Origin of the sequence: Myxococcus hansupus (assembly GCF_000280925.3) — a bacterium.
GTDB classification, from domain to species: Bacteria; Myxococcota; Myxococcia; order Myxococcales; family Myxococcaceae; genus Myxococcus; species Myxococcus hansupus.
In genome coordinates, this window is the sequence record NZ_CP012109.1 from 878,013 (window position 1) to 902,624 (window position 24,612).

22 protein-coding genes are annotated in these 24,612 nt (G+C 67.8%); 8 read left to right on the forward strand and 14 right to left on the reverse strand.

The features are described from left to right. The first annotated feature begins 57 nt into the window (after window positions 1-57). The 3 genes from A176_RS03665 to A176_RS03675 all read left to right on the forward strand — a co-directional run bounded on the left by A176_RS03665 (window position 58) and on the right by A176_RS03675 (window position 2,389). A complete protein-coding gene (locus A176_RS03665; RefSeq protein ID WP_002633439.1) occupies window positions 58-954 on the forward strand; it encodes an AraC family transcriptional regulator in 897 nt (298 codons plus the stop codon). A 62-nt stretch (window positions 955-1,016) separates the two neighbouring features. Further along, entirely contained in the window at window positions 1,017-1,703 is a 687-nt protein-coding gene (locus A176_RS03670) for an IS5 family transposase (RefSeq protein WP_002633438.1), read from the forward strand. A 380-nt stretch (window positions 1,704-2,083) separates the two neighbouring features. After that, window positions 2,084-2,389: a hypothetical protein gene (locus tag A176_RS03675; protein ID WP_021781128.1), complete on the forward strand. Its 306-nt coding sequence runs from the start codon at window positions 2,084-2,086 to the stop codon at window positions 2,387-2,389. Between the two features lie 407 nt (window positions 2,390-2,796). On the opposite strand, the gene A176_RS03685 is transcribed toward A176_RS03675, so the two are convergent. From A176_RS03685 to gstA, 10 genes are all read right to left on the reverse strand, one after another. Then, a complete protein-coding gene (locus A176_RS03685; RefSeq protein WP_144429496.1) occupies window positions 2,797-4,287 on the reverse strand; it encodes an MAC/perforin domain-containing protein in 1,491 nt (496 codons plus the stop codon). A 304-nt stretch (window positions 4,288-4,591) separates the two neighbouring features. Beyond that, window positions 4,592-4,783, reverse strand: a complete 192-nt coding sequence (locus A176_RS38550) for a transporter substrate-binding domain-containing protein (protein WP_002633435.1) — start codon at window positions 4,781-4,783, stop codon at window positions 4,592-4,594. Between the two features lie 723 nt (window positions 4,784-5,506). Further along, a complete protein-coding gene (locus A176_RS03690) occupies window positions 5,507-6,919 on the reverse strand; it encodes an aminotransferase class V-fold PLP-dependent enzyme (protein WP_002633434.1) in 1,413 nt (470 codons plus the stop codon). Between the two features lie 327 nt (window positions 6,920-7,246). Next, a complete protein-coding gene (locus tag A176_RS03695; RefSeq protein WP_021781127.1) occupies window positions 7,247-8,011 on the reverse strand; it encodes a hypothetical protein in 765 nt (254 codons plus the stop codon). A 369-nt stretch (window positions 8,012-8,380) separates the two neighbouring features. Then, complete coding sequence (locus A176_RS03700; RefSeq protein WP_044889722.1) at window positions 8,381-8,755, reverse strand: hypothetical protein; 375 nt, start codon at window positions 8,753-8,755, stop codon at window positions 8,381-8,383. 210 nt (window positions 8,756-8,965) lie between these two features. Next, window positions 8,966-9,292 carry a hypothetical protein gene (locus A176_RS03705; RefSeq protein WP_144429497.1) on the reverse strand — a complete coding sequence of 109 codons (327 nt, stop codon included), beginning with the start codon at window positions 9,290-9,292 and terminating at the stop codon, window positions 8,966-8,968. A gap of 89 nt (window positions 9,293-9,381) precedes the next feature. Next, window positions 9,382-10,449: an excinuclease ABC subunit UvrC gene (locus A176_RS03710; protein WP_002633432.1), complete on the reverse strand. Its 1,068-nt coding sequence runs from the start codon at window positions 10,447-10,449 to the stop codon at window positions 9,382-9,384. Window positions 10,450-10,606: 157 nt separating this feature from the next. Continuing rightward, on the reverse strand, window positions 10,607-10,882 hold the full coding sequence (locus A176_RS03715) for a hypothetical protein (protein WP_002633431.1): 276 nt from the start codon (window positions 10,880-10,882) through the stop codon (window positions 10,607-10,609). Window positions 10,883-11,002: 120 nt separating this feature from the next. Then, window positions 11,003-11,362 carry a VOC family protein gene (locus A176_RS03720; RefSeq protein ID WP_002633430.1) on the reverse strand — a complete coding sequence of 120 codons (360 nt, stop codon included), beginning with the start codon at window positions 11,360-11,362 and terminating at the stop codon, window positions 11,003-11,005. Beyond that, on the reverse strand, window positions 11,359-11,967 hold the full coding sequence (gene gstA, locus A176_RS03725) for a glutathione transferase GstA (RefSeq protein ID WP_002633429.1): 609 nt from the start codon (window positions 11,965-11,967) through the stop codon (window positions 11,359-11,361). The genes A176_RS03720 and gstA overlap by 4 nt, the downstream gene beginning before the upstream one ends. Before the next feature lie 234 nt (window positions 11,968-12,201). Between gstA and A176_RS03730 the strand changes: the two genes are divergently transcribed. From A176_RS03730 to A176_RS03745, 4 genes are all read left to right on the forward strand, one after another. Then, complete coding sequence (locus A176_RS03730) at window positions 12,202-13,056, forward strand: hypothetical protein (RefSeq protein WP_002633428.1); 855 nt, start codon at window positions 12,202-12,204, stop codon at window positions 13,054-13,056. Window positions 13,057-13,492: 436 nt separating this feature from the next. Continuing rightward, window positions 13,493-14,536 carry a hypothetical protein gene (locus tag A176_RS03735; RefSeq protein ID WP_002633427.1) on the forward strand — a complete coding sequence of 348 codons (1,044 nt, stop codon included), beginning with the start codon at window positions 13,493-13,495 and terminating at the stop codon, window positions 14,534-14,536. A 108-nt stretch (window positions 14,537-14,644) separates the two neighbouring features. Beyond that, complete coding sequence (locus tag A176_RS03740; protein ID WP_002633426.1) at window positions 14,645-15,466, forward strand: TIGR02452 family protein; 822 nt, start codon at window positions 14,645-14,647, stop codon at window positions 15,464-15,466. Between the two features lie 122 nt (window positions 15,467-15,588). Beyond that, complete coding sequence (locus A176_RS03745) at window positions 15,589-16,440, forward strand: DUF1206 domain-containing protein (protein ID WP_002633425.1); 852 nt, start codon at window positions 15,589-15,591, stop codon at window positions 16,438-16,440. Window positions 16,441-16,447: 7 nt separating this feature from the next. Here the strand turns inward: A176_RS03745 and A176_RS03750 are convergent, their stop codons facing one another. The 4 genes from A176_RS03750 to A176_RS03765 form a co-directional block, all read right to left on the reverse strand. Continuing rightward, window positions 16,448-16,822, reverse strand: a complete 375-nt coding sequence (locus A176_RS03750; protein ID WP_002633424.1) for a hypothetical protein — start codon at window positions 16,820-16,822, stop codon at window positions 16,448-16,450. A 174-nt stretch (window positions 16,823-16,996) separates the two neighbouring features. Continuing rightward, window positions 16,997-18,688 carry a sensor histidine kinase gene (locus A176_RS03755; RefSeq protein ID WP_002633423.1) on the reverse strand — a complete coding sequence of 564 codons (1,692 nt, stop codon included), beginning with the start codon at window positions 18,686-18,688 and terminating at the stop codon, window positions 16,997-16,999. 6 nt (window positions 18,689-18,694) lie between these two features. Further along, window positions 18,695-19,951: a hypothetical protein gene (locus tag A176_RS03760; protein WP_002633422.1), complete on the reverse strand. Its 1,257-nt coding sequence runs from the start codon at window positions 19,949-19,951 to the stop codon at window positions 18,695-18,697. Window positions 19,952-20,064: 113 nt separating this feature from the next. Continuing rightward, window positions 20,065-20,988, reverse strand: a complete 924-nt coding sequence (locus A176_RS03765) for a hypothetical protein (RefSeq protein WP_002633421.1) — start codon at window positions 20,986-20,988, stop codon at window positions 20,065-20,067. Between the two features lie 421 nt (window positions 20,989-21,409). Here A176_RS03765 and A176_RS03770 point away from each other — a divergent pair, with 421 nt between their 5' ends. Then, on the forward strand, window positions 21,410-24,568 hold the full coding sequence (locus A176_RS03770; RefSeq protein WP_226994185.1) for an ATP-binding protein: 3,159 nt from the start codon (window positions 21,410-21,412) through the stop codon (window positions 24,566-24,568). Window positions 24,569-24,612: the final 44 nt, after the last annotated feature.

Below are 24,612 nucleotides of genomic sequence, written 5' to 3' on the forward strand. Positions count from 1 at the left end.
CGGCACGCAGGACGCTCCACCATGCATGGTCCATATTTCTTTTGTTAGAGTCCGGGCATGACCGACCCCCTCACGGAAGTCATCGCCTTGCTTCAACCCCGCGCCGTCTTCTCGAAGGGCATCAGCGGCGCAGGTCGCTGGGGGGTTCGCTACTCGGACTTTGGCCAGCCGAGCTTCAGTGCTGTCCTCGAAGGGAGCTGCCGACTTGCTGTCGACGGCCAGCCCGCCCTCACGCTCCAAGCGGGCGATTTCGTGCTCCTGCCGGCGACGCCGGGCTTCACCATGTCCGGCTTCGAGCCGGTGGTGCCCGAGCGCATCGACGCCAAGGCGTCGGCCTCGCCGAAGGGTGAGGTGCGTTACGGCACGCGTGGTGGCCGTCCCGACGTGCGCATGCTCGGCGGTTACTTCGTCTTCGACTCGCCTGACGCGGCCCTGATGGTGTCGCTGCTCCCGGCCCTGGTGCACGTGCGCGGCGTGGAGCGGCTCTCTCCGCTGGTGGGACTCGTCCGCGACGAGGCGAGCGACCAGCGCTCGGGCCGGGACCTTGTGCTCACGCGTCTCGTGGAGCTGCTGCTCATCGAGGCGCTGCGGTCGACCTCGAGCGACGACGCCCCTCCAGGGCTCCTGCGCGGCCTGGCGGATGTGAGGATTGCCCCTGCGATACGGCAGATGCACGCTCACCTCACGCGGTCCTGGACGGTGGCGCAGCTCGCGAAGAGCGCGGCGCTCTCGCGCTCGGCGTTTTTTGACCGCTTCACGCGCACCGTGGGGCGGCCCCCGATGGAGTACCTGCTGGACTGGCGGATGGCCGTCGCGAGGGGGCTGCTGCGTCGCCGGGAGTTCGCCATCAATGAGGTCGCCGAGCGCGTCGGGTACAGCTCCGCGAGCACCTTCACCACGGCGTTCAGTCGGCGCGTGGGCCAGTCTCCGGGCCGCTATGCGCGGGCGAGCTAGCAGGCTGTCGAGAAACCCCTCTGGGGGATCGACACCCCGCACCGTGGCGTGGTGTCCTCCATGTGACGGAGGGCGCGAAGCGCGGACGGCCCGAGCAGCAGACGACGCTCTTCAGCCTGCGGACGCCGGGAGACCGGGTGCCCGCGGGCCATCCGCTGCGCAGGGTGAAGGACATGGCGGACGCCGCGCTGGCGGCGCTCTTGCCGACGTTCGACGCGATGTACAGCGGCACCGGTCGGCCGAGCATCCCGCCGGAGCCGTTGCTGAAGTCCTGCCTCCTCATGGCGTTCTACTCCGTGAGAAGCGAGCGGCTCGACCACAACCTCTTGTACCGGTGGTTCCTCGACACGGGGATGGAGGACGTCTCCTTCGACCACAGCACCTTCTCGCAGAACCGGGACTGGCTGCTGGAGCACGACGTCGCCCGGAGATTCTTCATGGCGGTGATGGGCCAGGCGCAAAGCGCGGGGCTCACCAGCAGCGAGCACTTCAGCGTGGATGGCAGCCTCATTGCGGCCTGGGCGTCCCTGAAGTCGTTTCGCCCGAAGGAGGAGAAGGAGCCGCCCGACGACAAGGGCACCCCGACGGTGAACTTTCACGGGCAGAAGCGAGGCAACGCGACGCATGCCTCGACGACGGACCCGGAGGCGCGGCTGGTGGCGTTGGCGACAGTACAGCCCCAAGGGCCCATGTCCACAGCCGGCGCCAGTCAGCGCCACGGGCAGCCTTCTCCGCGTGCTGTGCCATGACTGCATCGAGCTCTGCTCCTCACCGGAGGACAACAGTAGCGAGCCTTCCCTGGGGCTTCGAGGAGTTGGGGACTCACCCTTGAGCGGTCTGGACGAAGAGGTTGTGCTCTGCCTTCGGACGTGTCGCGCCTGAAGGCATGGACGAGCGGCCCCTGGAGAGTCTCTGTTCGCGGGCAGAGACAGCGACGTGCAGGCACGGAGCGATTCTTCGGGGCGGTCTTCGGCCCTCAGAGAGAGACTCACCAAGAGCCGGAGTAGCGGCTTGACGAGGGGAGTAGGGAAGGCGGCATCACCCCGGCATGAGTCAGGCCTCTCCTTCTCAACCGCGTTCGCCTCCTCCTTCGCAGCCGACGCCGCAGAAGGGGATGCCCGTCCTTGCCATGCTCATCGCCTCCTGTTTCGTGCTGGCCTTCATGGGCTGGGTCATGAGGCTTGGATACCCTGGAGCGGTGCTGGGAGTGGGCGCCCTCGCTGGGGCCATCGCAATCTTCAGGAAGAAGAACTCCAAGCACCGCAGCGCTGCCGTCATTGGCGCAATTGCTTCTGGCATTGTCGTCTTCGGCGCCATCGGGAACGAGAAGTCGCGCAGCGAAGCTGCGAAGGCGGCATCCATCGAAGCGGCGCGGCAGAAGGCGGAAGCAAGTCGCGCTCATGAAGAGGACGTGTCCTCGCGCTCAAGAAGGTGACGGACGACCCGGACAGCTATGAGCATGTCTCGTCGTCGGCTCCCGTTGCCCGCGATGCCTACTGGATTGTGAAGAGTTCCTTCCGCGGGAAGAATGCCTTCGGCACCGACTCACTCTTCATCGACATCAGGACACTCGCGAGCTTCGACGATTCATCTGAGGCTTGCGCGAAAGAGCTGGAGGTTCGGCTTGTTTGACTTGTAGTTGAGCGGATGGGTCTTCGCTGCGAGGAAAAGAGCGCCCACCTCCTGCTGCTGTGTTGCACGTATGTTGCCCACGGGTGCGAATGCGCGCCAGTCAGAAGACGGTACCGCTGGCGCGCTGTGCTGTCCCCGATGTCGAGACCAGGTCATTCTTGTGTCGTGTCGATGCTCAAGGAGAGCAGCTCACCTGGAGAGATGCGGCTTTCAACCCGTGACCGGCACGAGTTTCCACGGAGTGAGGTCGTATCGATTGTCCTTGTGGTAGAGCTCGACGTTGTCGCCCGTGAATGCCATGTGATAATCAGTGCGCCGGTCGCCCTGCTCCGCCTTCCAGCGACTCCTGACGTAATACTCGCCGGGCCTGTTTGGGACGGGGATGAAGCGCCAGGGTGTCAGGTTCTCGTGGTCGCTCTTCCCAGTGAGGACAATGTTGTCCCCGCTGAATCCGATGTACATGTCGAGACGTCTTTCGTTTTCACTCTCTTTCCATTTGTTTTGAATGTAGAATTGATCGACCGTGTTGGGCACTGGCACGAGCAGCCAGGGGGTCAGGTCCGTCGTATTGTTCTTGCCGTAGAGTTCGAGGCTGTTCCCCTGGTAGGAGAGGTGCATGTCTACGCGCCGTTCTCCGATGTCTGCACGCCAGCGGTTGATGAAATGGAATTTCTTGTTGGCCAGTTCCTGCAGGGCCGGCTTGATGTATGCGTTGGCCTTGATGTAGTCCGTGACGGCCTTCTCCATCAGCTTCTTCTTGTCGGCAATCTTGCTGTCGCTTTTGAAGTAATTGCTGGTGAAGAGTTCGTACACCGGACGCAGCTCCATCTGCACCGGTTTGGGGTCCTTGCGGATGGTCTGGACCCAGTCGTCAAAGTTCGTGTGGGGTGTGCCGCCTACCCACTTGATGTCTTCGACTGAAACGTTGCTGTTCGACTCGAAGGCCGAACTGGAAGATGAGCTCGAGCTGCTCCCCGCCTTGACGGTGGCCTTCTTGTAGGTGCCTTCTGCGGAGGTAGAGACGTCTTTCCCGGACTCCTTCAGGTTTCGATAGGTCTTGGTGTCGATCCTGATGCGCTGGTACATCCTCCCGCCGAACGTGATTTCGTGCGCATAGTGTGTGCCGAATTTCTGTATGAATTTGGTGCAGTCGTCCTGGGTCTTGAGTGCTCCGACCGCCCCGGCAAACTCGGCGTTGATGGGCAGATGCTCGTGGACGTTTTTCAGGAAACCGATATGGCAGTCTTCAAAATAACTTTGGACGAACGTCTCCATCTTCTCGTTGGTGCTCGTCGTCTTGTTGAATTCACTGTAGGTCGAGCTTTGGCTGAACGAAACGAGCCCTGGGATGCTCAGGCCACTGCTCACTGTTTTTTCAAAGCTTGAGCTCAGCTCCGTCGAGTCAAACCAAGTTTCTGCGCGCGACGACCGCATCCCACGCGATTCGGAATCGAGTTTCGTTCCCGGAGGAATATAGACGCTCTGGTCGGAGCACTCGACTTTCACCAGATTGGCGGGAATGTCGATGGCGCGTCCAGCCATGCCTCCTCCTCCATCTCGTACTCGCGCGCTCAAGTCGAACGGATCCATCTTGATGAAGTCGTAGCAACGCCCCAGATGGTCAATGCCTGGGTAGGGCAGGGTACCCTCATAGTTGATGTTGATGCGTTCGAGTTTTGACGTGTCTTGTGCGTCTGCCATGGATGGGCTTCTCGCTTGTGGATGATGGGGTGCTGTGGGGCGATGAAGGACGAAAGCACTGGGAGTGCTTAGGTTCAATTGCACTGGTCTTCTTTTTGTCAATGACACGATATTCTGTCCTGGGGCGTCAATTGACGCCGAGCGTCGGGACTGGCTTCCCTGTGGGTCGGATTGGAAATCAATGCCTTGAGACCGTCGGAGAGAGGGAGGTTCAGGTTCTTGGGCGGTATCGGTGACGTGAACCCGCGCTATGGCAAGGCCATGGATTTCATGGGACTGGGGAGTGCCTGAGATTCTCCACCCGTCAGGTTTTCGCTTGGGCTGTCATTCCTGCCAGCAGGACATCATCCATGACGAGCGCGACGGCTCGGCCACTCTCCAGCATGCTGAATGCTTCACCAGGATCGATTGCTGAGATGATGTTCATCCTCATCTGCGAGTTTGCGTTCATGGCCTTGATGATGCGCTCAGAAGTCGTGCCTGCCGTGGTGAGCACGTGCTCGGCACGGCCCCGCAGCGGGCGCTGGCGGCGGACGCGGGCGCATCCTCCACCTGTCTGTCCTCGCCCAGATGGAGCCACCACGGCGCTCGGACAAGGGCCGAGAGGTCGGGGGAGAGGGCCGTGCCGAGGACGCGGCCAAGAGCTTCTAAGCGCCCTCTCGGAAAGTCTGTGCGCGAGGCGAAGTCGAGAATGCCGAGTAACGGAAAGCCCTCTTTCGCTCTCTCAGTCAACAGGTGGCCTTTTGGCCTTTTGAAAGAGGGAAATCTCGGCCTCTCTCTTCCCAAAACGGGTGAAAGAGCGGTCCAGAGAGCCCAATCAGTGGCGGAGGAGAGGGGGCGTCTCGCTCTGCGGGGTAGAGGGCCGAGAGCGCCCTCTTCAGCACCGCGAGCCAGAATCCCTTGGGATTCAGCGGCTTGAGCACCAAGGCCCCGTGATTTTCATCGCGAGGCCCGTGTAGAACAAAAGGGCCCTACCGGTTGATAGGGCCCTTCGTTCAGCTCCCCGATTGAGTGTCCGTGAACTTCGCGGTTGCCTTTCTGGCCTGGTGTACAGCGGTAGGATGCGTGCCCGCCTTGCAGGAGCTGGGAACGGAAGGCTTCGTTCCCTTGCCTCACCCCGTCGCAAGGGCTGTGTACCCGCTACGGGGACCACGTATGTGATGCGCGCATGACGCGGCGACCCAATTGTGGGTCGACACACCTGTCGCGGCCCCGTCCATCACGAACGCCTGTCGTCGTACCAGGCATTCATTCCATCGACGGCTCGGTCCACATCGGCGAGCGTGTTGTAGATGTGAGGGCACAGGCGGAACGTCTTGTCGTCCCCGGAGCCCGCGATGCGGTAGCGCGGGTCCTCGTAGAGCCAGTCGTACAGCGTCTTCTCCCGGTGCTCCTTCTGTGCCTCGACGCGCACCACGCCCCAACTGCGCGCTGGGTCGCTCGGCGTGACGAGCCTCCACCGGCTCCCCGTCTGCTGGAGTCGTGACATGAGGTGCTGGGCGAGCTGGGCGATGCGCTCGTAGGGTTTGCGAGGCTGCAGGGCCGCCCACATCCTTTGGGTCAGGTCGAGTGCGATGATGTTCACGTCGTCGCGCTGGCCGATGAGCTCGAATCTCAGCGCGTTCTCCGGGAGCTCCCGGTACGGCACGATGACGATGCGGTAGTCGTACCCGAAGATGCTCGGCATGAAGTTCCGGGCCTTCTCCTTGCGCATGAAGAGGATGCCTGTCTCCTTGGGGCCCAGGAACCACTTGTGGGCGCTGGAGACGAGGCTGTGGCAGTACGCGTTCGCCAGGTTGAGCGGGCGCGCGCCCCACGCCATCGTGCCATCGATGTGGACGTGGCAGTCTGGCCGGTTCGCCTTCACGTGTTCCCAGATTGCGCGCATCACCGACTCGGGCATGCGGAAGCCATTGCTGTTGGCCGTCTCCGTGTACGTGACGAAGCGCGTGCGTGCGGTGATTCGCTGAATGAAGGCCGCCGCGATGTCCGCCTCCGAGGCGTTCGTCGGGAAGGACACCTCCTCCACCTTGAAAGGCGTCGGACCGCCGGGCCACTCGGCTCGCATCTTCCAGGCCTCGCGGTTGGTGGGGTGGTTCTCCGCCCACATCACCACGGTGTCATTCCCGTCCGCACTCCAGCCCCGGAAGCCGCAGTTGATGGCGTTGTTCGCCTCCGTGGCGTTGCGCACGATGGCGAGGTCGTTCGGGTCGCTCAGGCCCAAGCCGAAGGCGAGACTCTTGCGCGTCCGCTCCAACTGGAGCACCCGCTCGCCCTGCACGGTGCGCATCTGCTGCGAGACGTTGAGGTTGTATTCGAGGCGCAGCTCGTTGAGCGACTCGATGAGCGCCGCGGGCTCCGGGCAGAGGTTGGCGGCGTTCATCGGCGTGACGCGCTCGGAGGGCGCGACCTTGGCGAAGCCGAACTCCTGCTGGAACGCCGTCCAAAACGCCTCGTCGGTCTTCTTGGATGGGGCACGGACCGCCTCGAAGAAGCGGTTCAGCTTGTCTGTCAAAGCGCGTCCCCGCTCCTTGGAAAGGAGTCCCACGTCGGACAGCGACGTGAGGAGGAGGCGGCTGTCGTCGGGCTCGGCCGCGCTGGCGGCCACGTCGGAGTTGGGGGCGTTGAACATGGGGCGCTCCGAAAGGGATGGGTCGGCCACAGTGCACCTGGTTGCGACTCCAGGACACCCCCCCGCGGGGCACCGCGCCAGTCAGAAGCCGGACATTTGCCGGCCCGCCCTCTCGGCCATCGTGGGTGAGACAGTCGCTAGACGTCGGAGCAGCGGGCCCGGGCTGGTGGACATGGCAAGGCACGTCGACCCGAGGATGCTCCGCAAGCATCCTCGGGGGCCCACGCCACGGAAGAAAGGCTACGCTCCATGACTCGAGGTGCGCCGACAGGTCGCGACGTCACGCGTCCTTTCAGCGGGCGCCATCGATGACATCAAACAAGATGTTCAATGGGGTTCGCTTGATGGCTCGACGAGCCATGTATTGTCTTCTTGTAACGTCGCAGTGAGTGCGTAGGTATTGTCTGGGTAGATGGCCGCAGCCGTCTGGGTGACTGTCTGGATGTCCAGCACCGTCCCCACTTTCTGGTCATCCCCGGCCGCGACCCAATACGAGGGCGTGGGCGTAAAGACATGCTTGAGATTGGCGCCAGCCTGGGCCGCGAACGTCCCGGCATCCCCCATTCCGATGCCCACCGAGAACGTTTGCTTGGGGACAAGCGTATCATCGTAGATAGTCAAGGTCCCGGGGGCGTTGCCGGGCTTCGCAGGCGTCAGGTTCGGTCCAGGCTGTACCACAAAATTAGTCGTGTCCCCTGCTGTTGGATCCGCATCGATTGACATCCCTGCCACGAACGAAACGCCAGGCGTCAACTCACCCGTTTCTGCCCAGACGAAGGAATAGTTGATCTCCCACTTGAAGGTAATCTCCGCGCCCGGAACAATCATGTACGGGCTGGCGAGCCATGCCAGTGAGAAGATTTCGTCTGTCTGTTCTGGGAATGTCTGGTAGACGTAGAAAATCCACGGCAGGGCGGATTTATTCACCATGGTGAGGTAGTAGGTCGTGCCGGGGGCGGTCGACCTCACTCCCTCCATCTCGAAGCCGTAGGGATTGCTCCCTCCACGCTTCGGTGCATCCACCTTGGCAATGTAGGCGCTCTGGTTTTCCGGGGGCGTCGTCGCTGGGGGTACGTCCATGGCAAACATCATGGGCTTCTCTCCGGTGTGGTGACTGCTGTTTGTTTCTGCGTGAGACGTCTGCCGTCGCCCACGGTCACGGACGCTGGGCGCTTGCAGGGAATGAAGGCGGGGGGAGCGGCTGCGCCTTCCCACTCGGCCATCTCTCACGAGCACGCGTCATGCCAGCCGGCGCTGACACGGTGACGACAGTGGGGGCGGCGGCGCTGTCGCGTGCGGGCGCCTGTCCCGGACATGTCCGGACATGTCCGGACGCGGGCGGCTTTGGCCTCGTCACGGAGCGTGATGCACCCGTGTCGCGGCGACCCATACGCGGGTAGGGCCGCCTGTACGAGGAGGGGGTCGCTGACGCCGGTCAGGGCGCGTCGCCGGCTCTGGGCCTCACGGTGCTGGTTCTGGTGCCTTCACCAGCGACAGGCGCCAAATCCCCCAGACGTATGACGCGACCAGCACCCCAAGCGTCACAGCCGACCAGGTCAGCATCTCCTCATGGCGGAGTGTGTCACCGTGGTAGGCGCCCGCCGAGCAGAGTGCCAAGACCCCGAGGGCGGGAAGCGCGCAGAACAGCAAGATGAACTGCCAGACAGCCGCGGCCCTGTGGCTTCGGACGATCGCCCCCACGAGGGCCGCGGTGAGGGCCAGCAGGTAGATGGGCGGCAGGAACACGAACATCGCCAGCGGGCACATGTCGCTCGCCCATGCGGGAGTGGCCAGCAGCGATATCGCAACGCCGTACGTCCGCGTCAGCGCACGCATCAGGACTCCTCTACCCGTGGGCCGACTCCCAAACCATCGCATGTCGGGACCATCCCATGGCCTGCCCTGAAGAGTCACTCCATGTATCGACTCGGAGGCCGGTGCCCAGGCGTCAATCCATCGCATTCCACGCGCGGACCCGCTCGATGTGGCTGGACATGGCGAAGGCCCGTTCAGTCGCCAAGGGCCCTCGTGGGCGGCGTTGGCTTTTCAGCTCCCCGCGATGAGTGCCTGGAGGGCGTGCTCGTAGGCTTGGCGCTCGAATTCGAAGGGGCCGAAGCCGACGTAACTCCACTCGCCCGCCGCGCTGTTCGGCCCTCGCTGGGGATTGGCGAAATCGCACCAAACGACTCGGTCCTCCCGCACTTCGATGCGGCACTCCAGGGGCCAGCAGCCGGAGAATCCACAGTCACCGCATGTCAGCACAGGGATTCCGTCGTTGTGATGAACGTGCTGCAACGGGTGGTGCGTGGCCTCGTCGTAGGCCAACCAGGTGTAGGCGCCCGCGATGCTCGGGCTCCCCTCGCGTATTGCCATGGGGCGTTCGAACTCGCGCACCAAGTCAATGAGCAGATGTTCGTTGATGCGGATGCGAAGGCAGCAACAGGGCCCCGCGAGGCCCGTGCTCAACAAGAAGGCGCTTCCGTTGGGCAGGGCATTTCAGGCAGCGCCTCGGGATGGAGACGGAACCAGCGTGCGATGAGCATCACTTCCTGTGCCTCGTGCGCTCGGAAGCCGAGCGTCTCCGGTTCAGGCCGCTCGAAGATTTCGCGAGCGGTCGCTTCCAGCGCGTGTTGCTGTTCGGTCGTGAAGGGCGCGGGCAGCTCCGCGCGCACGCTGCCCCGGCGCACCACGTAGACGCGGTCATCGCCTCCATACCCAGGCACCGCGTACACGAAGGTGAGGCGCTTGAGCATGCGGCTCAGCTCCACCACCCAGCCGCGCATCAACTCCAGCCGCTCGGCCCGGTCTCGCAGCTCTGCGGCGTATTCGAACTGAAGCCGGCGGGCCGCCATCGCCATGCGTTCGCGCAGCAGCGTCAGCGGTGTGTCGGAGGTGCCTTCGAGGAAGGCCCGGGCCTGGGCGACGCGTGCGCTGTACTCCGCATGGGTGCAGCCCGATGCGCAGGGCGCCAGGCAGCGTGACAATTGGCCGCGCATGCACAGCGGCTCTTGTTTCAGCGGGAAGAGCAGACCCTGGTCCGCCAGTCGCATGGGCGTGTCCGCCGCGCAGTCGCGCAGTTCGAGCAGGTCGCTCACCGCGCGCACCACGTCGGACACGGCGCTCCTGCCGTGGAAGGGGCCGTAGTAGTCGCCGCTCTCTCCGGTGGCGCGGGACACGACGCGCAGGCGCGGCACGGCTTCTCGCGTGAGGTGGATGAAGCAGTGGCCCCGGTCGCGCTTGTGCTCCACGTTGTAGAGGGGCCGCTGCGACTTGATGAGCCGGAACTCATGCAGCAGCGCGGCGAACTCGCTGGGTGTGTACTCCCATTCGAGGCGGTGTGCGTGGGCGATGATTTCCGCGGCCTTCTCGTGCTCCTCCGCGCGGAAGTACGACAGCAGCCGCGTGCGCACCCGCACCGACTTGCCCACGTAGAGCACCTCGTTGGACGGCCCGAGCATCCGGTAGACGCCAGGGCGGTTCTCGGCGTGCTCGCGGACGTGGGCGAAGAGGGCTGCGACGCGGGATTCCATGGGACGGCGGGCCCGTACCGTAACGTGTGAAGCGTGTGGCTTCCACGGCCCGGAACCCTGCGCTCCGCTCGCGAGGTGAAGCCGCTTGGGGAGGCACCTGCCGGACGTTGCCGTTCGCGGCGGCGAGCAGGCGCGAGGACCTCCCCGCGTGACGAAACTACTCCGCCTGCGCGCTGGGACAGCCAAGGCCCGGGCACGGACAGAAGGTGAACTCGCAGAGCAGCCGGGACTCTTCGCATCGCTGCGCGGCTTCAAGCGTCGGCGCGTTGCGCATGCAGCCGTTGTAGAGCCAGCCGCAGTCATTGCACGCCATCGCCTCGACCTCGCCACGCGCGTCGATGCCCTGCGGTGCCGCGGACTCCGCGGCGTCTTCGATACCGCCACATCCCATCAGCAGCCCGACCGCCAGTACCGCTCCCAGCAATCCTCGCATGTGACCTCCTGATATTGGGGATTGCCAGTATATCCGGACCGGCCGTGTCCGGCGCGGGGGGGCGCGGTGGGCGGCGGCTCTCAAGGGAAGCCGCTCGCCCTGTGCCGCGGTGAAGCGAGACTACGTGGGCTCGATGAAGTTCAGCCGGTACCCATCCGGGTCGGTGACGATGAGCTCGCGGGTGAACCAGGGCTGCACCGTGGGGCCGTCCACGGCGGCGCCCTGGGCCTGGGCCCGCAGGAGCACCTCGTCCACGCTGTGGGGCGCCTCGGCGCGCAGGCCGATAAGCACACCCGTACCGCGCCGTCCCTCCAGCTTCAGTTGGGGCGGCGGGGTGACCAGGTAGACATCCAGGACCTCGGCCCACCGGAGGTGGACAAAGGGCGGCTCAGCGCTCACACGCTCGAAGCCCAGCGCTTCGTAGAAGGCGACCGAGCGCGCGCTGTCCGTGACGAGCAGTTTGACGAAAGCCGCCGTCACTTCACGAGACCTTCGGCCTTCAGGGCCTCCTGCACGGCGGGGCGCTCGGCCACGCGGGCGTGGTAGGCGCGCAGCGCGGGGAAGGGCGTCAGGTCCACCTTCGTGTGACCGGCCCAGTTGAGCACGGTGAAGAGGTAGGCATCCGCGATGGTGAACTGGTCGCCGGCGATGAACGCCTGCTTCGCCACCACGGACTCAGCGTGTCCCAGCCGCAGGGCCAGCCGCTCGCGCGTCAACTGCCCGGCAGCCTCCGGGAGGGCGGGATTGAAGAGCGGGCTGAAGCCCTTGTGGAGCTCCGAGGAGATGAAGGAGAGCGTCTCCTGGAGGCGGTAGCGCTCCAGGGTGCCGTTGGCCGGCGCCAGCTTCTTGTCGGGGACCTGGTCCGCCAGGAACTGGAGGATGGCGGGGACCTCCGTCAGCACGCTGCCGTCGTCGAACTGGATCGCCGGGACATAACCCTTGGCGTTGATGGCGAGGAAGTCCGCGCCCGTCTCCGTCTTCTTGGCGCGGATGTCCACCTTCTCGAGCGTGAAGGGGAGGCCCCCTTCACGCAGGACGATGTGCGGGGACAGCGAACAGGCGCCGGGAGCATGGAAGAGTTTCATGGCGCGGATTCCTGCACGAGTCCGGCTCCGGGTGCCATGAATTCAAATGCACGCCAGGGTAGGTGCTCGCACGCCACGTCGCGCGAGGCCCCCCGGGTCGGCCTTGCCCAGGTGACCGGCTGGCACTGCGAGTGATAGTGGTGCGCGCGGGCCGGCAACGGTCCGGGGAGCTCGTCCGGTCATTTCACCTCAGCGCATGCCCGGCCCCGCGGGCCTGCTCGGATACCTGAACCTATGCGTTTCAAGCAGTCTCTCCTGCTGCCCCTCGCGGTCCTCTCCCTGGGTGTGCTGCCGGCGTGCTCGGATGATGGCGATGACAACCCGCCGGGTGGCGATGCGGGCACGACGGACGCCGGTACCGATGCGGGAGTCGACGCGGGTGACGACTACCCGGGGCCCAGCACCGAGCCCGGTACGTGTCCCGAGGGCGCGCTGCTCTGCGAGTTGTTCGACGACGGGGCGTCTCCGCCCGCGCACTGGATGGCGGAGACCGAGAACGCCACGATCCAGGTCGATGGTACGCGGACGCGCAACGGCGCGGGTGCGCTGCACATCGTCACCGTGGACGGACGCGACGAGCGGGTGCAGCCGGGCGCCACCATCGCGCGGTTGCGGCGGCGCATCGACGCGTTCGACACCCGGCTCTTCGTGCGCGCGCACGTCTACATGCGCTCGTTGCCGGGGATGTTCGGGCAGATGGGCACCTTCTTCGTGCTCTCCAACTTCGAATCGGACTTCGGTGGCTTCGAGCTCCAGGTGATGCAGGACAGCGGCTTCGCGCTGGACGACTGGACGATGCGCGAGGGGCAGGGGTGGAACCGTCAGCCCGAGCCCATCGGGGTGGGCATGGAGGCCGGGCGGTGGGTGTGCCTGGAGTGGGAGGTCCGCCGCGACAGCGCGTCGAGCACGCACGGCAACACGCGCGTCTACGTGGACGGCACGCTGGCGCATGACTTCACGAGCGTCGGCATGCGCGCCTTCAACAACATCGCCGTGGGCTACGGCTTCGTCCATCCGTTGGGGCCGTCGGGCTCCGAGACGTGGCTCGACAACGTCGTGGTCAGCACGCGGCGCATCGGCTGCGACTGAGTCCACGCGCGGCCTCCACCGTGCTTGTCAGGCGCCGTGGTGACACGAAGGCTCGCGCGCCGATGCGCGGGCCTCGTGAATGGACACACGGCATGTCGTTGAATGGCATGGGACCGAGGACGTTCGACCTGACGGCGGGGACGAGCGGCGCCGTCGGCGGGTGGAGGCAGGGGCGTCGCACGTGGGCTCGCGGCGCTTTGCGTCTGCGACGAATCACGGTGGCGGCTTCCTGGGCCGTGCGAAGGTCATGAATCCCAATGCATGCCGGGTTAGGTCTCTGGCGCCTTGGCGGGCCCCGGGTCTGTCTTACCCGGGTGACCCGCAGGCATTGTGAGTGATAAGGGATGCGTTGGTCGGCCCTGGTCTGGGGAACCCGTCCGGCCATTTCATCTCACCGCATGCCCGGCCCCGCGGGCCTGTCCGGATACCCGAGCCCATGCGTTTCAAGCGGTCTCTCCTGCTGCCTCTCGTGGTTCTTGCTCTGGGCGTGCTGCCGGCGTGCTCGGAGGGTGGTGATGACAACCCGCCCCGCACGGACGCGGGCATGGATGCCGGCGCGGGAGGGGACACCGACGCGGGGGCGGGCGAGGAGTCCGACGCCGGGGCCGACGCGGGTGCAGGTGAGGACGCCGGTGCCGATGCGGGGGCGGGCGAGGACGCAGGCGCCGACGCGGGTGCGGAGTCCGACGCGGGTGCGGAGTCCGACGCGGGGATGGATGCCGGCGTGGGCGAGGACTCTGACGCGGGGACGGACGCGGGCGCTGACGCCGGCGACGACTACCCCGGGCCCAGCAACGAGCCCAGCACTTGTCCCGATGACGTGCTGCTTTGCGAGCTGTTCGACGAGGGCATGACTCCGCCCCCGTATTGGACGGTTCATGAGGATCACGCCACCCTCCAGGTCGACGGTACACGGACGCGCAATGGCGCGGGCGCGCTGCACATCATCACCGAGGACGGGCACGACGGGCGGGAGCAGGTCGTTTCCACCATCGCGAATGCGCAGCGTCGAATCGACGCGTTCGGCACCCGGCTCTTCGTGCGCGCGCACGTCTACATGCGCTCGTTGCCGAGGATCTTCGGGCAGATGGGCACCGTCTTCATGCTCGCCAATCTGGATGAGGACTTTGGTGGGGTCGAACTCCAGGTGATGCAGGACAGCGGCTTCGCGCTGGACGACTGGACCGGCCGCGAGGGGCAGGGGTGGACCCCTCAGCCCGAGCCCATTCTGGTGGGCATGGCAGCCGGGCGGTGGGTGTGCCTGGAGTGGGAGGTCCACCGTGAGAGCACGTCCAGCACACACGGCGACATGCGTGTCTACGTGGACGGCATGCTGGCGCATGACTTCGTCAACATCGGCATGCGCGCCTTCAACAGCATCACCGTGGGCTACGGCTTCGTCCACCCCTTGGGGCCGTCGGGCTCCGAGACGTGGCTCGACAACGTCGTGGTCAGTACGCGACGCATCGGCTGCGACTGAGCCCACGCGCCGCCACGGCGTGTGTCAGGATGCCTTGGGAATGTTCGTGTTGAGGTGACACGAAGGCTCGCGCATCGATGCGCGGGCCCTGTGGACAGGACACACGACATGTCGCTCAAGGGCATTGGACAGCAGACGTTGGACGTCATCGAGCGGGGCCAGTACCTGGCTCCCTCGGGGCGGCGCGTCGATTTGGGAGATTCGGTCGAACGCGCGGTTCAAGGCACGGTGTTGTACCGGCCGGGCGAGTTCTCGCGCATCACGGTGGACACCTCGCCCGTGGAACCTCCGTCCGGAGTCCGCATTGAGGTGACGGCGGAGAAGACCGGCGCCGCCGCGCGTCGGCTGGTGGAGGCGGGCGCCGCGCACGTGGGCGCGCTGAACTTCGCGTCGGCGAAGAACCCCGGTGGCGGTTTCCTGGGCGGTGCGAAGGCGCAAGAGGAGGACCTGGCGCGCTGCTCGGCGCTGTACCCGTGCCTGCTCACGCAGCGCGACTACTACGACGCCAACCGCGCGGACCCGTCACCGCTCTACACGGACCATCTCATCTACGCGCCGGACGTGCCCTTCGTCCGGGACGAGTCCCTGGCGTTCCTGGAGCAACCCTTCCAGGTCTCCATCCTCACGGCGCCCGCCCCCAACGCGGGCGTGGCGCTGTCACGCGACTCGGGCGTGGGCGCGAGCATCCGCGAGGTGCTTCAGTCCCGCGCGCTGAACGTGCTCCGGGTGGCCGCGCACCAGGGCCACCGGACGTTGGTGCTCGGCGCGTGGGGCTGCGGCGTGTTCCGCAACAACCCCGTCGAGGTCGCCGAGGCCTTCGCCCTCGCGCTGGCCTCGTTCCCCGGCGCCTTCACGCACGTCGTCTTCGCCGTCTACGAGCGCGGCGGCGATGGGCCGAACCTGCGCGCGTTCCAGGCGCGCTTCGGCTGAGGCGCGCCAGTGTCCGACGGGACTGAGCGAGCAGCCAGGCGAGCGGCCGTTGGGGCCCGGCGGGGCCATGTGCATCGTTCCCTGACGGACGGGGCTGTGGCACCGGAAAGGAACGACGACACATGGCGACGGGGACGTTGCGCCGGCCCGACCTCCAACGGGCGGCACGGGCGGGGCGGGAAGCAAGCCGCAGCGGCGTGGAGTGGGCGGCCCGAGCGGGCTACACGGCGCGTGGCGCCGTCTACGCGGTGATTGGCGCGCTGGCGTTGATGCTGGCCACGGGCGAGGGCGGCCAGGCGACGGACACCCATGGCGCGGTGGCGGAAGTGGCGCGCCAGCCCTTCGGTTCGGTGCTGCTCGTGTTGCTGGGCGTGGGCCTGCTGGCGTTCGCGCTGTGGCGCTTCGCCCAGGCCGCGTGGGATTTGGAAGACAAGGGCCGCTCCGGGAAGGGGCTGGCGGCGCGCGTGGGCATGGTGGGCAGCGGGGTGATTCACGCCAGCCTCGCGCTCACGGCCTTCAACCTGCTCCGTGGCCGTGGAGGCGGTGGGGGTGGTGGCAATCAGAGCCTCACCGCGAAGCTGCTGTCACAGCCCTTTGGTCAGGCGCTGGTCGTGCTCGTGGGCCTGTCGGTGATGGCGTTCGCCGGCTACCAGTTCTACCGGGCCTGGAAGGGGAAGATGCTGGAGAAGCTCACCCTGTCCGGACTGGCGGCGCGTCAGCGGACCTGGGTGGAGCGCATCTGCAAGGCCGGGGTCGCCGCGCGCGGCGTGGTGTTCCTGCTGGTGGGCTGGTTCTTCATCCAGGCCGCGTTGAACGCGGACCCCGGTGAAGCGGGCGGCCTGGGCGAAGCGCTGGGCACGTTGGCGGCACAGCCCTTCGGACCCTGGTTGCTGGGCGCCGTGGCCCTGGGGTTGGTGGGGTACGCCGTGTACCAGTTCTGCGCGGCGCGCTACCGGCACATCCCCACGCCGTGACGGGGGCTCAGACGCAGCGCCGCTCGAGGGACGGGGCGGTGGTGCCCAGCAGCTCGGCGGCCATCGGTCCGTGCGTTCCCACCAGTGCGGGGTAGGCGTCGATGGGCGCGGCGCAGCCCACGACGAAGTCCGTGGCCTCGCGCAGCTTCGTCAACGCGAAGTCCGTGCAGTGAATGGTGAGGAGGGGGAGGATGCCGGGCTCGCTGAGCCACTTCACGCCGTCCGACAAGTCGTGGGCGCTCACGAAGGATTGCACCGCGTCGCGGAGCCTGCGGCTCTCCGCCATGGCGACGGGGAGCCCGCTGCGCCGGTCCCGTTGTGGGGCGGGGACGTAGGGGGCCGAGTCATCCTCGCGCGGCATGATGATGCTCTCAATCCACATCGGATGGACCCCTGACGGAAGCGCTGGTTCGAGCATGACGACGGGCGCGGAAGATTCCGTCGCACGCCGAACCGTGACGGCATGATGCACGAGTCCTGATTCCGTTCCGGCGCCAAGTCCTTCCCGGAAGGCGTCACGTGTACGAAAGCGGAGGATATTCGGGGGGCCCTCGGGTCAGGCCTCGCGTGGCAAATCCACCACGAAGGCCGCGCCGCCGCCAGGGGTCTCCTCGACGTGGACACGCCCTCCGTGGGCCTCGACGATTTGCCGGACGATGTGGAGCCCCAGGCCCAGGCCGCCGCGCCGCTGGGCGTTGTCGCCCTGGGTGAAGCGCTCGAAGACGCGGTCCCGGTCCGCCGCGGGGATGCCCGGTCCGCTGTCCTGCACCACCACGCGGATGGTGGCGGGCTCGCACGTCAGCGACACCTTCACGGGTTTGCCCGCGCCGTAGCGGAAGGCGTTGCTGAGCAGGTTGCTCAGCACCTGCTCCATGCGCAGCCGGTCGAAGCGGCCCGTCGCCGTGGCGTCCACCTGCGCGTCCAGCGCCACACCCGCCAGCCGCGCCTCTTCGGTGAAGCGGGAGACGACGTCCGTCACCACCAGCGCCAGGTCCCCTTCGGAGAACTGGAAGTCCAGCTTGCCCGTCTGGATGCGGCTGACATCCAGCAGGTTGTCCACCAGCGCGCCCAGCCGGCGGAGCTGGCGCTCCGTGTTGTCCAGCTTCCCCACCACCTTCTCCGAGCCCAGCAGTTGGCCGGGCGCGGTGTCCCCCATGCGCCGCAGCGTCTGGACCTGGAGCCGCAGCGAGGTGAGCGGCGTGCGCAGCTCGTGGCTGGCCATGGAGAGAAAGTCGTCGCGCGTGCGCACCGCCTCCTGCAGCGCGGCCTCCGTCTCCTTCAGCGCGGTGATGTCCAGGATGGCCCCGCGCACCACGGCCACGTTGCCGGAGGCGTCGCGAATCACCCGGGCGCGGCTGGTGAGCCAGTGCCAGCTCCCGTCCGGCCAGCACGTGCGGAAGGTGGAGGTGTAGGCGTCCACCTGCTGGGTGAACAGCAGGGTGACCTGGGCCTCCACCTCCGCGCGGTCGTCCGGATGGATGGAGGCGAGGAACATCTCGTGGGTCCACACCGCCTGCGGCTGCGCGTAGCCGTAGAGCCGGTCATGCGCCTCGGAGCGGAACACCTGTCCGGTGACGAGGTTCGTCTCCCAGACGGCCATCTGCGCGGAGTCGAGCGCCACCTGGAAGCGCTCACCCAACTGCCGGAAGCGCTCCTCGATGCGCGCCACCTCGCTCTCGGCGTGCTGGCGCTGGGTGATGTCCGCGGCGAGCACCCACGTCTCGTCGCCCACCGCGCGGACCGTCACCTCCAGCCAGGTGCGTGAGGGCAGCTCCGCGAGGAAGCGCCCGCCTTCGCGCGCGTTGAGCGCCGCCATCAGCCGCTCGTGCAGCACCGTGCCCGTCAGCTCGGGGCGGGCGAGCCAGGGCTCCTGGCCGCGCACCTGCTCGGCGGGCAGGCCCAGCAGGGCGGCGGCGCGCGCGTTCAGCTCACGCACCCGGCCCTGGGCATCCAGCGTGAAGAAGGCCTCGCCCATCATCTCCTGAAGCACACACAGCCGGGCCTCGGCGGACAGGGCGGCCTGGTCGGCGGCGTGGGCGGGCATCTCGGTGAGGGGGGCCAGCTCCGAGGGACGGCCGGGCTCGGAAGACGGAGCGAGTCTCATGGGGCCTGGAAACGTCTCCTGACCTTCCGGAGGCGTCAAGCCGTCTGGCTCGGAGCTCGTGGGAGTGCGCGGCGCGTCACGCGGTGCGTGATGCCGGTCCCTCCGCCCCCGCTTCCGGCCCCCCGGAGGCCCCGACTCACCCATGCGCGCTCAGCCTCCGTTTGCTTCCGCCGTGGGGTCCACCAGGGGTTCAGGCATGACCCAGAGCGCCGTGGGCTGAAGATAGGCCGCGTTGAACGCGAAGAGGATGCCCGTCCAGCGGTCCCAGAAGTCGGCCCAATTGTACTCAGTGGGCGGCGAGGTGAACGGATTACCGTCCCGGTCTCCCTGGCTGTAGGCGAAGTCCGCGTACGTCCACGTCATCGTCCCGAAGTCCGTGGACAAGAGCGGGGTGAGGGTCCGCAGCAGCTCGACGCGCGACACTTCATCCGGGCGTTGGACGGCGGGCGAGAAGACGGGCTGCGCCATGTCGTGCTGCTCGCGCCAGGCGATGTAGTTGTTGCCCATGGCAATCAGCGCGTCGCGCGTGGCGGGCGTGGGCGCCAGGCGGGCCTCTTCGTACAGCGCGAAGGCCGCCACCAGCAGGCTCTTCCAGTGCATGCCCGGAAAGAGGGTGTTGAACTGGAAGGGACGCGGCGAGTCGAAGGCGTGGGCGAGCGCGTAGTCGAAGGCCTGCCGGGACTGCGCGGGCACCGCGTCCACCAGCGTGAACTCCGTCAGCACGCGCTCGGGCGTCACCGCGCCCGCGCCCGCGCGCCAGTTCATGTAGAGGCGCCCCGAGCCGCCGATGTCCGAGAAGATGGCGAGGTTGCTCTCGTTGAGCGTGCGCTCCAGCGTGTCCACCACGCGCTCCGCCTTGTCGAGCGGGTGCACGCCGGGCGCGCTCGCGTAGAGCGCCGCGAGCCGGGCCGTGGTGGTGAGCAGCGTGCGCGGGTCCAACAGGGCCGCGCCATTCATGGCCGTGGTGAGCGAGGCGAGCGACGCCGCCACGTCGAAGGGCAGGCCGGACAGCACGAGCTGCAGGCCCAGCCGCTCCACGGAGAGGTGCAAGGTGCCCGAAAGGCCCACGCGCCCCAGCGCCTGCTGGAGCGACAGGGAGGGCTGGCCCCTCGCGACCCGGATGATGCCGCGGGCCAGGGACGCGCCCAGCAGGCCCTCACCACCCGTGCGGGAGGCGTGCGGCGCGAAGACGAACCAGTTGGGTCGCACGGCGCTGGTTCCACCCGGAGTGAGCGTGGGGTCCAGCAGGCCGCCGATGTCGTACGCCAGCTCGATGTAGCCCGCGGTGATGAGGTTGTTGTCCTCCAGCGGCGTGGTCTGGGCGTGGGACGGCGTGGCCAGCAGCACGCTCGCGAGGAGCAGCGCGCACGGCAGGCGCAGGGCGATGTGGGGAGGGGTGAGGTGCATGGGCGCGGAACCACCTGCAAAGGGGTTCCAGGGAAGTAGTCACGTCCATGCACCTTCCAATGCATTCCTCGGGCGGCGTGAGCAAAAGCGTCCGCCACGCGACGCTCACATCCTCACGGGCAGGGGCCGCAATCCAGTGCGCAGTTGTCGTACCGGTGGGAGGTGCCGCAGCGCTCGGTGGCCTGGCACACCCCGTCCCCACATTGATTCACATCCGCGGGGGACAGCCGCGTGGTGATGGGGAGGTAGGTGACGCCGCCCGCCGTGCAGGTGGCGAAGAAGAGCCCGCCTTCGTCCAGCGTGCAGTGGGACGTACAGTCGCCCACGTGCACCATGGGGGCACATGGCACCTCGGTCTCCGTGCCGTCGTCGAGCAGGCCCGCGCAGGCGCGAGAGGTGCTCTCCTGCGGGCCCAGGGGCGCGCGCTCCGCGGCCACGTAGAGGCCTTCCTCGTTGAAGAGGTTGCCGAAGAAGCACGACTCCTTGCGGGAGTAGGTGATGATTTCCTCCGCCGTGTAGGGGATGACGTCCCCGGCGGCGTCCCGGCCGAGCACGGAGATGAGCAGCGACTCTCCCAGTCGGTTGCCGTGGGCCGCCAGGCACGCGGAGACGATTTGCTGCTCGGCCAGCGTGGCCGCGTTGCCCGCGGCCCAGCTCGGCGCCAGTCCCAGCCCGCCGTCCCAGGTGTACTGCACGCTGGTGGTTGGGGAGGTGAAGGTGCGCGTCTGCCCGTCGGGCACCGCGCAGCGGACCACGTAGCGCATCGCCATGTCGGCCAGGGAGGGATTGGACTGGAACCAGGTGGTGAAGGCCGTCGACGACAGCCCATTGAACGACAGGCCGTTGAATGACAGCCCATTGAACGACAGGCCATTGAATGACAGGCCATTGAACGACAGCCCGTTGATGGACTCCTGCGGTTGCACCTGCGCACCCGTGGGAGGCGGTGCCTCCGGCATCAGGGGCTCACAGCCCGTCAGGCCCAGCGCCGTCACAGCGAGCAGCGGAAACGTCTTCGCGAACAGTGGCTTTTTCATCGACTCCCCAAGTGGGTCCAGGTCGCCGGGTGGCTCGCGGTGCGAGACCCGGAAACGGCCAGTCGAGACGTGCGGGCATGCGGCAGGGTGGCCTGCGCGCAAAATTGCGCCAGTGATGCGTGCGGTCAACCAGCACCCACGGGTGATGTTTGCAATCGCTGACAGTCTGGCCATGTGGGAGTGCGCGCCGTGGGGGCTGGTGGACGTGCCTTGGGGGGCGAGGGCGCCGTGGCGTTGTGGACGCGGCCGTGAGCTTCCGTCGGTTGATGGATGCTGCCTGTGTTGAGGCCCGGAGCTTGGGCCCGGCACGCATGGGCTGCGTCCGTTCCGCGTGGTGTCATCTCTTCAGCGGGAACTGGCATCGCAGGAGCGTGCGATGGGTGATGCGTCCTCAAGACGGTTGGCAGGCTCGGTGACGAGCATGCTGAGGGCTCTGCCCGGCCATGAACAGCAGGCGGCCTCGACGATGCCTCCCGAAGGTTCAGTGGCCCTGGTCTTCACCGACGTTCAAGGCTCCACGCGGCTGTGGGAGCGGTGTGGCGCGGGCATGCGCGCCGCGCTGGAGGTCCATGACCGAGTGCTTCGCTCGCTCCTGGTGGGCAGCACCGGCTACGAGGTGAAGACGCAGGGTGACTCCTTCATGATCGCCTTCCCCTCGGTGCTGGACGCGCTGGGGTGGTGCCTGGAGGCGCAGGACGCGCTGCTGTGCGCGGCGTGGCCCGCGGACATCCTGTCGCAGCCGGAGGCGGCGGAGGAGGTGGGGCCAAGGGGCCTGCTGTTCCGGGGGCTGCGGGTGCGCATGGGCGTGCACGTGGGCGAGCCCGAGTGCCGGCTCGATGAGCGCTCCGGCCGCACCGACTACCTGGGCCGCATGGTGAACGTGGCGGCGCGGGTGGCCGCCGCGGGCCATGGCGGGCAGGTGCTGGTGAGTGGGAGCGCCTGGGCGCAGGCCGCGCAGGCCGTGGAGGCCCTGGGGCGTCCCGCGGTGCGGCCTTTGGGCGCGTTCCGGCTGAAGGGCATCGACGACGCCGTGGCGTTGGTGGAGGTGCTGCCCGCGCATCTGTCGGAGCGGCGTTTCGGTGTGCCGCGCGCACCGCGAGACAGGCAGGGCAACGTGCCGGTGCTTCAAGATGGGTTGGTGGGCCGGTGCGTGGAGCTGGGCGTGCTCCGCCGCTGGTTGTCGGAGGGCGCGCGGCTGCTGACGGTGCTGGGGCCCGGCGGCATGGGCAAGACGCGGCTGGCCACCTTCCTGGGCGCGCTGGAGCTGGAGTCCGGCACCTGGGAGGGCGGCGTCTGGCTGTGCGAGCTGTCCGAGGCGCAGACGGCGGAGGCGCTCTGTCTGGCGGTGGGCCAGACGCTGGGCCTCACCCTGCGCGGAGATGGCGACCCCACCGAACCGGTGGAGCGGCTGGGGCGCGCGCTGCATGACTGCGGTGATGTGCTGGTCATCCTCGACAACCTGGAGCAGGCGGTGCAGCACGTGCCCGCCACGCTGGGACGCTGGATGCAGATGGCGCCGCGCGCGCGCTTCCTGGCCACGTCGCGCGAGGCGCTGGGCCTCGTGGGAGAGCGGCTGCTGGATTTGACGCCGCTGTCGGTGCCGGAGGAAGGCGAGTCGCGGCTGGAGGAGCTGGTCCGTTCGGAAGCGGTGCGCCTGTTCACGCTGCGGGCGCGTGAGGCGCGAGGGCACTTCGAGCTGACCGCGGGCGAGGCGCCCTTCGTGGCGGACATCGTGCGCCAGTTGGATGGCATCGCCCTGGCCATCGAGCTGGCCGCGGCGCGGATGGCGCTGCTCAGCGTGAGTCAGCTCCGCGAGCGGCTGTCGCGCCGCTTCGAGCTCCTGCGCGCGGGACGCCGGGACGGGCGCGCGCGGCAGGCGACGCTGCGAGGCGCCATCGACTGGTCCTGGAACCTGCTGGAGCCGGAGGAGCGGGCGGCGCTGGCGCGGTGCTCGGTGTTCCGTGGCGGCTTCACGCTGGAGGCGGCGGAGGCGGTGCTGGGGCTGCCGTCGGACGGGCCGGCCGTGCTGGACGTGCTCCAGTCGCTGCGCTCCAAGTCGTTGCTGCGCGTGATGGAGGCGGAGCTGCCCGGCGGCGACGCTCGGCTGGGGCAATACGAGAGCATCCGTCAGTACGCCGCCGTCCGGCTGAGCGAGGAGGGCTCGGAGGTGGCGCTCGCGGAGCGGCACGCGGACTGGTACCTCGCGCTGGCCCGCAGCCTCCGCGCGCAGGTGCGGTGTCAGGGCGGCGCGGAGGCCCTCCAGCGGCTGGCGCAGGAGCGGGAGAACCTGCTGGCCGCGTGTGACAACGCCCTGGCCGTGACGCCCGCGACGTCCCGCTCCGTGGAGCGGGCCCTGGAGGCGCTGGTGGCGCTGGAGCCGGAGGTGGTGGCCCGGGGCCCCGTGCGCCTGCTGCTGGAGCGGTTGGATGCGGCGTTGAAGCGGGCCGAGCAGGTCCTGGTGTCGCCCCAGCTCGTGGCCGAGGCCGTGGCGGTGCGAGGCCGGGTGTACCTGGAGGCGGGACACCTGGACTCGGCCCGGAAGGACCTGGAGTGGGCGCGTGGCTCCCTGCGAGGGCTGGGCGCGGTGGCGGGGGAGAAGCGCGTGTTGGTGGACCTGTCGATTGTCGCCCGGCACGAAGGGGAGCTGTCCCAGGCCTGGGAGCTGGTGCGCGAGGCCCGGCAGCTCTCCTCCGGCGGCGACCGGTGGCTGGACGCGTACACGGTGGGGAACCTGGGCCTGGTGGAACAGGCGCGGTGTGGCGCGGAGGCGGCCATCCCGCATCTGCGCGCGGCGCAGGCGCTGTTCCACGGCGTGGGCGACGTGACGTTCGAGGTGGGCTTCCTGACCAACTGCGCGGTGGCGATTGGCGAGATGGGGCGCACGCGCGAGGCGATGGGCCTGCTGGAGGAGGCGATGGCGCGCTCGGCCAGCGTGGGCGACCGCGCCGGGCATGCGTTGGCGCGGCTCAACCTGGGCTGCTACCTGCTGGAGGAGGCCCGTCCCCAGGACGCGCGCGAGCACCTCCTGGCGGCGGCGCGGATTGGCCGGCAGTTGGGGCAGCGGCTGTTGGAGGGATCCGCGCTGGGCGAGCTGGGGCGCGCGGAGCTGGCCCTGGGCGAGTGGAGCGAGGCGTGGGCCCGCTTGTCTGAGGCGGTGTCCGGCCTGGGCCGGGTGTCGCGCGGGCAGGTGCTGCGCTTCGCGGTGTACCGCGCGGTGGTGGAGGCCTACGTGGGAGACGCCTCGGCGGCGGAGGCGAGCTTCGTCGTGCTGGAGGGCGCGCCGGAGCTGCTCGCCAACCCGGTGCTGCGCGAGCTGGCCCACCTGCTCCGCGCGGCGGTGGACCTGGCGGAGGCGCGGGCCGCGCGCGAGGATGCCGTCCGGGCGCAGCACGCCTTCGATTCGGTGCGGCAGCGCATCGCGAGGGCCCGGAGCGCGCCGCCGGAGGCCGCCTCGTCGGACCTGCGAGGCGCGGCGAACTTCCTTGAGGAGGCGCTCTGGCGGCTCTCCCCGGAGCCTGTCGAGGTGGAGGCGGCGGACCCGGAGGCGGGTGGCTCCCCTGCCTGCGCCGGGGCTGCTTGACGCGCTGGAAATGGCTGTGCTTCAAGCGGCGGCTCCATGCCCGA

Excerpts from the sequence above, each read along its gene's own strand:
- A176_RS03760 (WP_002633422.1), bottom strand. The coding sequence starts at position 19,951 with ATGCACCTCACCCCTCCCCACATCGCCCTGCGCCTGCCGTGCGCGCTG.
- A176_RS03755 (WP_002633423.1), bottom strand. The coding sequence starts at position 18,688 with ATGGGTGAGTCGGGGCCTCCGGGGGGCCGGAAGCGGGGGCGGAGGGAC.
- A176_RS03700 (WP_044889722.1), bottom strand. The coding sequence starts at position 8,755 with ATGCGTGCGCTGACGCGGACGTACGGCGTTGCGATATCGCTGCTGGCC.
- A176_RS03690 (WP_002633434.1), bottom strand. The coding sequence starts at position 6,919 with ATGTTCAACGCCCCCAACTCCGACGTGGCCGCCAGCGCGGCCGAGCCC.
- A176_RS03685 (WP_144429496.1), bottom strand. The coding sequence starts at position 4,287 with ATGGCAGACGCACAAGACACGTCAAAACTCGAACGCATCAACATCAAC.
- A176_RS03705 (WP_144429497.1), bottom strand. The coding sequence starts at position 9,292 with ATGGCAATACGCGAGGGGAGCCCGAGCATCGCGGGCGCCTACACCTGG.
- A176_RS03695 (WP_021781127.1), bottom strand. The coding sequence starts at position 8,011 with ATGATGTTTGCCATGGACGTACCCCCAGCGACGACGCCCCCGGAAAAC.
- A176_RS03675 (WP_021781128.1), top strand. The coding sequence starts at position 2,084 with ATGCTCATCGCCTCCTGTTTCGTGCTGGCCTTCATGGGCTGGGTCATG.
- A176_RS03735 (WP_002633427.1), top strand. The coding sequence starts at position 13,493 with ATGCGTTTCAAGCGGTCTCTCCTGCTGCCTCTCGTGGTTCTTGCTCTG.
- A176_RS03745 (WP_002633425.1), top strand. The coding sequence starts at position 15,589 with ATGGCGACGGGGACGTTGCGCCGGCCCGACCTCCAACGGGCGGCACGG.
- A176_RS03770 (WP_226994185.1), top strand. The coding sequence starts at position 21,410 with ATGCTGAGGGCTCTGCCCGGCCATGAACAGCAGGCGGCCTCGACGATG.
- A176_RS03765 (WP_002633421.1), bottom strand. The coding sequence starts at position 20,988 with ATGAAAAAGCCACTGTTCGCGAAGACGTTTCCGCTGCTCGCTGTGACG.
- A176_RS03710 (WP_002633432.1), bottom strand. The coding sequence starts at position 10,449 with ATGGAATCCCGCGTCGCAGCCCTCTTCGCCCACGTCCGCGAGCACGCC.
- A176_RS03750 (WP_002633424.1), bottom strand. The coding sequence starts at position 16,822 with ATGTGGATTGAGAGCATCATCATGCCGCGCGAGGATGACTCGGCCCCC.
- A176_RS03665 (WP_002633439.1), top strand. The coding sequence starts at position 58 with ATGACCGACCCCCTCACGGAAGTCATCGCCTTGCTTCAACCCCGCGCC.
- A176_RS03730 (WP_002633428.1), top strand. The coding sequence starts at position 12,202 with ATGCGTTTCAAGCAGTCTCTCCTGCTGCCCCTCGCGGTCCTCTCCCTG.
- gstA (WP_002633429.1), bottom strand. The coding sequence starts at position 11,967 with ATGAAACTCTTCCATGCTCCCGGCGCCTGTTCGCTGTCCCCGCACATC.
- A176_RS03740 (WP_002633426.1), top strand. The coding sequence starts at position 14,645 with ATGTCGCTCAAGGGCATTGGACAGCAGACGTTGGACGTCATCGAGCGG.
- A176_RS03715 (WP_002633431.1), bottom strand. The coding sequence starts at position 10,882 with ATGCGAGGATTGCTGGGAGCGGTACTGGCGGTCGGGCTGCTGATGGGA.